A 9046-nucleotide genomic window follows, 5' to 3' on the forward strand; every position below is an offset into this window, starting at 1 on the left:
GGCGGATCCCGCGGCGCGGGATCCGGCCGCGGCCCCGCCTCGGCGGGCCGCAGTCCGGCCCGCCGCCGTACGGTCTGCACGGCCGCCGCATCGAGCAGCGCCCCCGGACTCTCCTGCCGCCGCCCGGTCCCCAACACCGCGAGCCGGACCAGCTCCTCCCACTCCCCGTAACGGCCCCCCGCCGCCACGACCTCGTCCGTGGTCGTCTCCTCGGGCGCGGACGCGCCCCTGGTGGCCGAGCACGTACCTGCGGCCGTGCCCGTCGTCGTATCCGTCGTGGTCACCGTGCCCCTCCCTCTCGTCGTGCAGTGCTCCGGTCCCGCCCCCTCCGCGGGACCGGAGCCGCTTCGTGCCCCGTCCGTCGACCCTTCAGCTTGCGTGGTTGTCGTTCACAAAAGCCCCCCGGCTTCGTCGTTCGTGCACGTCGGCGCCCCCGCGCCGACGCTCCCTCCCTCAGGGGTTTCCGGCGAGGCCCCCCACCCCGTCACCCCAGGGCGACCGGTTCCGGGCAGCCCGGATGCCACGCCGTCAACGGAGTGAAACCGCGGTGTCCGCATTCGCCGAACACCGTGACCGGGCCGCCGCCCGAAAGTGCCGCCAGCTGCCACAGCCCGGACCGCGAGCCGCCGCCGACCGGCGTGACCGGCAGCGCGGAGGTGCCCTCCGCGTCCGCCAGCTGCCAGCCCAGTTCACCCGGTATCGGGATCACCGGGCCCAGCACCACCGGCCACGCGTCGAGCCACGGGTCCTCCCGCAGCGCCGCCCCGTACGCCTCCAGTGCCGCCCCCGTACAGACCCCGGCCGGGGCCCGGCCCGGTGCGGCCGCCGCGGACCTCTCCCCGAGATCCGCCCGCAGCCCCGCCGTACCGGGCCGGAAGCGGGCTTCCGCCTCCAGCACCAGCCCCACGGGCAGTGCCAGAGCCGGAGGCCGCCCCGGCGGTCCGAAGTCCAGTACCAGGGCCGGGCGCCCGCTCCCCAGCCCCCGCAGCCACGTCCGGCGGGTGGTGAGCCTGCCGTCCGGTGACACCGAGTCGTACTGCGCCAGCACGAGCCAGCGGTCCCGTACGACCTCCCCCTCCGCGGCGGTACCCGGTAGCCCCACCCGACTCCGGACCGTCGCGGCGAGCGGCTCCGGCAGACCCGCCAACCCGAGCCAACCCCGGTTCAGCAGGTGCAGCAGCGCGCCCTCCTCCAGCATCCGGGCGGGCCATCCGGGACCGCAACTGGGTATCGTCCCCAACTCCCGTACCCGCGCCGCCAGTCCCGGCGCCTGGGCGTCGACCATCCGCGCGGCGGTCTCCTCCCAGGGCGCGTACCCCGCCTGCTGCCGGCCCGCCAGGCCGCCGCGCATCACGTCCTCCAGCCGCTGCTCCAGCTCGGCCACCCCCGCGCCGATCCGGGCCGCCCTCCGCTCGGCCCGGCGCTTCGCCGCCTCCCCGTCCGCCGGTCCGCCCGGCGCGGCCGCCGGGCGCGCGGCCTTCGCCGCCCGCCCCGCCGCCCCCGCAGACGCCCAGTCCGGCGCATCGGCGGGCTCGCCGAACCCCTCCGCCGACCAGAGCAGCAGCAGCCCGAGAACGTGCTTGCACGGGAACTTCCGGCTCGGGCAGGAGCACGCGTACGCCGGGCCCTCCACGTCCACGGCCGTCCGGTACGACGTGCTGCCGCTGCCCTTGCACAGACCCCACACCAAACCGGAAGCGGAACCTCCGGTCTGCGACCACGGACCTTCCCCGCCCAGCTTGGCCCCCGCCGTGCGCGACGCATCGTCAGGAGCCAGGGCCAGTACCTGTTCCGCTGTCCAGCGGACCCCCTGCTCAGTCATGTGTTCCACCGTAGAGACCCCCACTGACAATCGCTCTGACCTGCAACAACGGTGCAGGGAAGGGGCGTTGTCAGTGGCGTGGTGCACGGTTGTTCCAGCAGTCGGGAACGGCTGCCGAGCATTGGAGGGGGACCATGACCATGCCCGAGAACGGCAAGGGCGCGGACGCGCTGCGGCCGCACGCCGAAGACGCCTTCGCGGAGGAACTGAAAGCCCTCGCGGCCGCCGACGACAAGCCCCGCCCGACGCGTTGGAAGCTCTCCCCGTGGGCCGTCGCGACCTACCTCCTGGGCGGCACCCTCCCCGACGGCACCGTCATCACGCCCAAGTACGTCGGCCCGCGCCGCATCGTCGAGGTCGCCGTCACCACCCTCGCCACCGACCGCGCCCTGCTCCTGCTCGGCGTCCCCGGCACCGCCAAGACCTGGGTGTCCGAACATCTGGCCGCCGCCGTCAGCGGGGACTCCACCCTCCTCGTCCAGGGCACCGCCGGCACCCCCGAGGAGGCGATGCGGTACGGCTGGAACTACGCCCGCCTCCTCGCCCACGGGCCCAGCCGTGAAGCCCTCGTGCCGAGCCCCGTCATGCGCGCCATGGCCGAGGGCTCCACCGCCCGCGTCGAGGAGCTCACCCGCATCCCGGCCGACGTCCAGGACAGCCTCATCACCGTCCTGTCCGAGAAGACGCTCCCGATACCGGAGCTCGGCCAGGAGGTGCAGGCCGTGCGCGGCTTCAACCTCATCGCCACCGCCAACGACCGCGACCGCGGGGTCAACGAGCTCTCCAGCGCGCTGCGCCGCCGCTTCAACACCGTCGTCCTGCCGCTGCCCGCCACCGCCGACGCCGAGGTCGACATCGTCGCCCGCCGCGTCGACCAGATGGGCCGCGCCCTCGACTTGCCCGCCGTGCCCGAGGGGCTGGAGGAGATCCGCCGCGTCGTCACCGTCTTCCGCGAGCTGCGCGACGGGGTCACCGCCGACGGCCGTACGAAGGTGAAGTCGCCGAGCGGCACGCTCTCCACCGCCGAGGCCATATCGGTCGTCACCGGAGGCCTCGCGCTGGCCGCCCACTTCGGGGACGGCGTCCTGCGCCCCTCCGACGTGGCCGCCGGGATCCTCGGCGCCGTGGTCCGGGATCCGGCCGCCGACCAGGTCGTCTGGCAGGAGTACCTGGAGGCCGTGGTGCGCGAGCGGGACGGCTGGAAGGACTTCTACCGTGCCTGCCGGGAGGTGACGGCATGAGCGGGCCGGCCGCCCGGCGGCCGGGGCCGCTGCTGCTGGGCGTACGGCACCACGGGCCGGGCTCGGCCCGCGCGGTGCGGGCCGCCCTGGACGCGGTCCGGCCGACGGCCGTGCTGATCGAGGGCCCGCCGGAGGGGGACGCGCTGCTCGCGCTGGCCGCCGACCCCGGGATGCGGCCCCCCGTCGCCCTGCTCGCGCACGCCGCCGACGATCCGGGCAGGGCCGCGTTCTGGCCGCTGGCCGCGTTCTCGCCGGAGTGGGTCGCCATCCGCTGGGCGCAGGAGCAGGAAGTACCGGTTCCGGTCCGCTTCATCGACCTCCCGGCCGCGCACACGCTGGCCGCGGAGGCCGGCCCCGACCCGGACGAGGCCGGTTCCGTACGGCTGGACCCCCTCGCGGCGCTGGCCGGGGCCGCCGGATACGACGACCCCGAGCGCTGGTGGGAGGACGTGGTCGAACACCGCGGTCCCGGGGCGACGGATCCGCTCGGCGCGTTCGAGGCGCTCGGGGAGGCCATGGGGGCCCTGCGCGAGGCGTACGGGGACGGCGGCCACGCCCGGGACCGGGTGCGCGAGGCGTACATGCGGCAGCGGATGCGGGCGGCCCGCCGGGAGTTCGGCGACGCGTACGCCGTGGTGTGCGGGGCCTGGCACGTGCCGGCGCTGGGTGCGAGCACGACGGCGGCCGCGGACAAGGCGCTGCTGACCGGGCTGCCGAAGGTCAAGGTGGAGACCGCGTGGGTCCCCTGGACCCACCGGCGGCTCGCCCGGGCCGGCGGGTACGGCGCGGGCATCACCTCGCCCGGCTGGTACGCGCACCTGTTCGCGGCCCGGGACCGGCCGGTCGAGCGGTGGCTGGCCGAGGTCGCCGGGCTGCTCCGGGAGGAGGACCGGCAGGTCTCCCCGGCGCACGTCATCGAGGCGGTCCGGCTGGCGGGGACGCTCGCCGCGATGCGGGGGAGACCGCTGCCCGGGCTGACGGAGACCCTGGAGGCGGTCCGGGCGGTGATGTGCGACGGCTCCGACGTACCGCTCGCGCTGATCGAGGACCGCCTGGTCGTCGGGGACGTGCTCGGCGAAGTCCCCGACGGGGCCCCCGCGGTACCGCTCCAGCGGGACCTGACCCGCCGGCAGCGCTCGCTGCGGCTCAAGGCCGAGGCGCAGGAGCGTGAGCTGGAGCTGGACCTGCGCAAGGACACCGACGCGGCGAAGTCCGTGCTGCTGCACCGGCTGCGCCTGCTCGGGATCGACTGGGGCACGCCGGCGGCCTCGCGGGGGAGTACGGGGACCTTCCGCGAGACCTGGCGGCTGAGGTGGGAGCCGGAGCTGTCGGTACGGGTCGCCGAGGCCGGGATCTGGGGCACCACGGTGCCGGCGGCCGCCACCGCCAAGGCCGAGTCGGACGCGGCCGGGGCGGCGGAGCTCGCCGAGGTGACGGCGCTGGCCGAGCGGTGCCTGCTGGCCGGGCTCTCCGATGCCCTGCCCGCCGTGCTGCGGGCCCTCGCGGACCGGGCCGCCCTGGACACCGACGTGGCACGGCTGGCCAAGGCCCTGCCGGCGCTGGCCCGTGCACTGCGGTACGGGGACGTGCGGGGTACGGACGCGTCGGCGCTGGCCACGGTCGCCGGAGGGCTCGCGGAGCGGATATGCGTGGCGCTGCCGCCCGCGTGCGCGGCGGGTCCGGGCGCGGAGGCGGCGGCGGAGCTGCGGGGCCATGTGGACGCCGTGCACGGCGCGATCGGGCTGCTGGACGGGGAGGGCCTGCGGGAGCGCTGGGCGGCGGTGCTGCGGGCGCTGGCCGGCCGGGACAGGGTGCCGGGGCTGATCCGCGGCCGTGCGGCGAGGCTGCTCCTGGACGAAGGGCGCCTGCCGGCCGACGAGACGGCACGCCTGATGGGCCTGGCCCTGTCCCCGGCGGCGTCGCCGTCCGACGCGGCGGGCTGGATCGAGGGCTTCGCGGCGGACGGCACGCTCCTCGTCCACGACGAGCGGCTGCTGGCGCTGATCGACACCTGGCTGGCCGGGGTCCCGGAGCAGGCCTTCACGGACGTACTGCCGCTGCTGCGGCGGACGTTCGGGGCGTACGAGCCGGGCGTCAAGCGGAGCCTGGGCGAGCTCGTCCGCCGGGGCCGTTCGCCGAAGCCGGCCCCGGGCGGTGCCCCCGAGGGCTTCGCCCCCGCCCTGGACCCGGCCCGCGCCGACGCGGTCCTCCCGGTCCTCGGCGTCCTCCTCTCCGGCCCGCCGCCATGACCGCCGCGGGGGCCGGGGCGGTCGGCGGTGGACAGGACGAGCGGCGGAAGGGGACGGGGAGATGACAGGTACAGGGGACCCGGCGGCGGGGGACGTCCGCGCGCAGGCGCGGCTGCGGAGGTGGCGGATGGTGCTCGGCGGGGAGGAGGACGGGACCGGGTGCGTGCTCGGCGCGCGGGATGCCGGGATGGACGCCGCGCTCTCGGCTCTCTACGGGAAGGGCGGGCAGCGCAGTGCGGGGCTCGGCGGCTCCGCCCCGCACGTGGCCCGCTGGCTCGGGGACATCCGTACGTACTTCCCCGGCTCCGTCGTCCAGATCATGCAGCGGGACGCCATCGAGCGGCTCGGCCTCTCCTCCCTCCTCCTGGAGCCCGAGATGCTGGAGGCCGTCGAGCCCGACGTGCACCTCGTCGGCACGCTCCTCTCCCTCAACAAGGCCATGCCCGAGACCACCCGCGAAACGGCCCGTGTCGTCGTCCGCAAGGTGGTCGAGCAGCTGGAGAAGCGGCTCGCGCCCCGCACCCGGGCCACCCTCGCCGGCGCCCTCGACCGCTCCGCCCGCACCAGCCGCCCCCGGCACGCGGACATCGACTGGAACCGGACCATCCGGGCGAATCTGAAGAACTACCTGCCCGAGCACCGCACCGTCGTTCCCGAGCGGCTCATCGGCCACGGGCGCGCCGCCCGGGCGGTGGAGAAAGAGGTGATCCTCTGCATCGACCAGTCCGGCTCGATGGCGGCGTCCGTCGTCTACGCCTCCGTCTTCGGCGCGGTGCTCGCCTCGATGCGCGCGATCGCGACCCGGCTCGTCGTGTTCGACACCGCCGTCGTGGACTTGACGGATCAGCTGGCGGATCCGGTCGACGTCCTCTTCGGTACACAGCTCGGCGGCGGCACCGACATCAACCGCGCCCTCGCCCACTGCCAGTCCAGGATCACCCGTCCCGCCGACACCGTCGTCGTCCTCGTCAGTGATCTCTACGAGGGCGGCATACGCAACGAGATGCTGGGCCGCGTCGCGGCGATGAAGGCGTCCGGCGTCGAGTTCGTGGCCCTGCTCGCACTGTCCGACGAGGGGACTCCCGCCTACGACCGAGAGCACGCCGCAGCCCTTGCGGCACTTGGGGTTCCGGCCTTCGCATGTACCCCCGACCTGTTCCCGGAGGTGATGGCCGCGGCCCTGGAGAAGCGCCCCCTGCCCGTCCCCTGACCACCCCCCGGCCGCCCCGTCGGCCCCCTCCCGCCGCGCCCCGCGTCCCGCTCCGCCAGGCGGTCGGGATCCCTCCCGCCGCGGGGTCGCGATCCACCCCCGCCGCGCGCCGCCACGCCTGGCGAATCGCACGAACATCCAGCTCAACCGTGAGGGGATCTGTGACAGGTATCACCGCTCAGGTGTGATCTGCGATTTAGGGACCCACGTCCCACGGGGATAACCTGCGGGACGGACATGCCGCGTCCACGGTCACCGTGTGCGCCTCCCTAGTGACAGCGCCGTCACGTTGCCCTCCGCGGCACGCCCACGCAGACAACCGCGAATCACTGCGAATCTTTGAAGACAAGGGACGGACGCGCGTGGACCTGTTCGAGTACCAGGCGAGGGACCTCTTCGCCAAGCACGGTGTACCGGTGCTGGCCGGTGAAGTCATCGACACGCCTGAAGCGGCTCGCGAGGCCACCGAGCGGCTGGGCGGCAAGTCGGTCGTCAAGGCGCAGGTGAAGGTCGGTGGCCGCGGCAAGGCCGGCGGCGTCAAGCTCGCCGCCACCCCGGACGAGGCCGTCGCCCGCGCGACGGACATCCTGGGCATGGACATCAAGGGCCACACGGTCCACAAGGTGATGATCGCCGAGACCGCTCCCGAGATCCTCGAGGAGTACTACGTCTCGTACCTGCTGGACCGTACCAACCGCACCTTCCTGGCCATGGCCTCGGTCGCGGGCGGCATGGACATCGAGCAGGTCGCCGAGGAGACCCCGGAGAAGCTCGCCAAGGTCCCGGTGAACGCCAACGAGGGCGTGACCATCGAGAAGGCCCGCGAGATCGTCGCGCTGGCGCAGTTCCCGGCCGAGGTCGCCGAGAAGGTCGCCGAGGTCCTCGTGACCCTGTGGGCGACCTTCATCGCCGAGGACGCGCTCCTCGTCGAGGTCAACCCGCTCGCGAAGGTCGCCTCCGGCGACGTCATCGCCCTCGACGGCAAGGTCTCGCTCGACGAGAACGCCGAGTTCCGCCAGCCGGGCCACGAGGAGTTCGTGGACCACGCGGCCGCGAACCCGCTCGAGGCCGCCGCCAAGGCGAAGAACCTCAACTACGTGAAGCTCGACGGTGAGGTCGGCATCATCGGCAACGGCGCGGGTCTCGTCATGAGCACCCTCGACGTCGTCGCGTACGCCGGCGAGAACCACGGCGGCGTCAAGCCCGCCAACTTCCTGGACATCGGCGGTGGCGCCTCCGCCGCCGTCATGGCCAACGGTCTCGAGATCATCCTCGGCGACCCGGACGTCAAGTCCGTCTTCGTCAACGTCTTCGGTGGCATCACCGCCTGCGACGAGGTCGCCAACGGCATCGTCCAGGCGCTGCAGCTGCTCGCGGACAAGGGCGAGGCGGTCACCAAGCCGCTGGTCGTCCGCCTCGACGGCAACAACGCCGAGCTGGGTCGCAAGATCCTCTCGGACGCCAACCACCCGCTGGTCCAGCGCGTGGACACCATGGACGGCGCGGCCGACAAGGCCGCCGAGCTCGCGGCTGCGAAGTAAGGGCAGAGGTCACAGACTCACATGGCTATCTTCCTCAACAAGGACAGCAAGGTCATCGTCCAGGGCATGACCGGTGCCACGGGCATGAAGCACACCAAGCTGATGCTGGCTGACGGCACCACCATCGTCGGTGGCGTGAACCCGCGCAAGGCCGGCACCACCGTCGACTTCGACGGCACCGAGGTCCCGGTCTTCGGCTCCGTCGCCGAGGCGATCAAGGAGACGGGCGCCAACGTCTCCGTCCTCTTCGTCCCGCCGGCCTTCGCCAAGGCCGCCGTCGTCGAGGCCATCGACGCCGAGATCCCGCTGGCCGTCGTCATCACCGAGGGCATCGCGGTGCACGACTCCGCCGCCTTCTGGGCGTACGCGACCGCCAAGGGCAACAAGACCCGAATCATCGGCCCGAACTGCCCGGGTCTGATCACCCCCGGCCAGTCCAACGCCGGCATCATCCCGGGCGACATCACCAAGCCCGGCAAGATCGGTCTCGTGTCCAAGTCCGGCACGCTGACCTACCAGATGATGTACGAGCTGCGCGACATCGGCTTCACCTCCGCCGTCGGCATCGGTGGCGACCCGGTCATCGGCACCACGCACATCGACGCCCTGGAGGCCTTCGAGGCCGACCCGGACACCGAGCTCATCGTCATGATCGGCGAGATCGGCGGCGACGCCGAGGAGCGTGCGGCGGACTTCATCGCGAAGAACGTCACCAAGCCGGTCGTCGGCTACGTCGCGGGCTTCACCGCCCCCGAGGGCAAGACCATGGGCCACGCCGGCGCCATCGTCTCCGGCTCCTCCGGCACCGCGCAGGCCAAGAAGGAGGCCCTCGAGGCCGCCGGCGTCAAGGTCGGCAAGACGCCGACCGAGACGGCCAAGCTGGCGCGCGAGATCCTGAACGCCGCGAAGTAACGCTTGCCGCTGCCGTACGCACGCGTACGGCTGTACGGGCGTGGCCCGCATCCCCGAGTGGGGTGCTGCTG

At 73.7% G+C, this 9046-nt stretch carries 6 protein-coding genes and 1 pseudogene; 5 read left to right on the top strand and 2 right to left on the bottom strand.

Annotated elements, in window-relative coordinates:
• Both ACFXGI_RS38225 and ACFXGI_RS38230 read right to left on the bottom strand, forming a co-directional pair.
• Positions 1-284 (bottom strand): annotated as a pseudogene (locus ACFXGI_RS38225) (hypothetical protein); the annotation flags it as partial.
• 200 nt (positions 285-484) lie between these two features.
• Positions 485-1822 carry an SWIM zinc finger family protein gene (locus tag ACFXGI_RS38230; protein WP_384717563.1) on the bottom strand — a complete coding sequence of 446 codons (1338 nt, stop codon included), beginning with the start codon at positions 1820-1822 and terminating at the stop codon, positions 485-487.
• A gap of 134 nt (positions 1823-1956) precedes the next feature.
• On the opposite strand from ACFXGI_RS38230, the gene ACFXGI_RS38235 reads away from it, so the two are divergent.
• From ACFXGI_RS38235 to sucD, 5 genes are all read left to right on the top strand, one after another.
• Positions 1957-3063 carry an AAA family ATPase gene (locus ACFXGI_RS38235; RefSeq protein WP_384717566.1) on the top strand — a complete coding sequence of 369 codons (1107 nt, stop codon included), beginning with the start codon at positions 1957-1959 and terminating at the stop codon, positions 3061-3063.
• Positions 3060-5312, top strand: coding sequence for a DUF5682 family protein (locus ACFXGI_RS38240; protein WP_384717569.1), 2253 nt, complete (start codon positions 3060-3062; stop codon positions 5310-5312). Before ACFXGI_RS38235 ends, ACFXGI_RS38240 begins: the two co-directional genes overlap by 4 nt.
• Before the next feature lie 61 nt (positions 5313-5373).
• Positions 5374-6522 (top strand): vWA domain-containing protein, encoded by a 1149-nt coding sequence (locus ACFXGI_RS38245; RefSeq protein WP_384717572.1) that lies wholly within the window; start codon positions 5374-5376, stop codon positions 6520-6522.
• Between the two features lie 362 nt (positions 6523-6884).
• Entirely contained in the window at positions 6885-8063 is a 1179-nt protein-coding gene (sucC, locus tag ACFXGI_RS38250; RefSeq protein WP_030011549.1) for an ADP-forming succinate--CoA ligase subunit beta, read from the top strand.
• A gap of 21 nt (positions 8064-8084) precedes the next feature.
• Positions 8085-8975: a succinate--CoA ligase subunit alpha gene (gene sucD / locus ACFXGI_RS38255; RefSeq protein ID WP_384717576.1), complete on the top strand. Its 891-nt coding sequence runs from the start codon at positions 8085-8087 to the stop codon at positions 8973-8975.
• Positions 8976-9046: the final 71 nt, after the last annotated feature.

Source organism: Streptomyces sp. NPDC059355 (assembly GCF_042752335.1).
Taxonomy (GTDB): Bacteria; Actinomycetota; Actinomycetes; order Streptomycetales; family Streptomycetaceae; genus Streptomyces.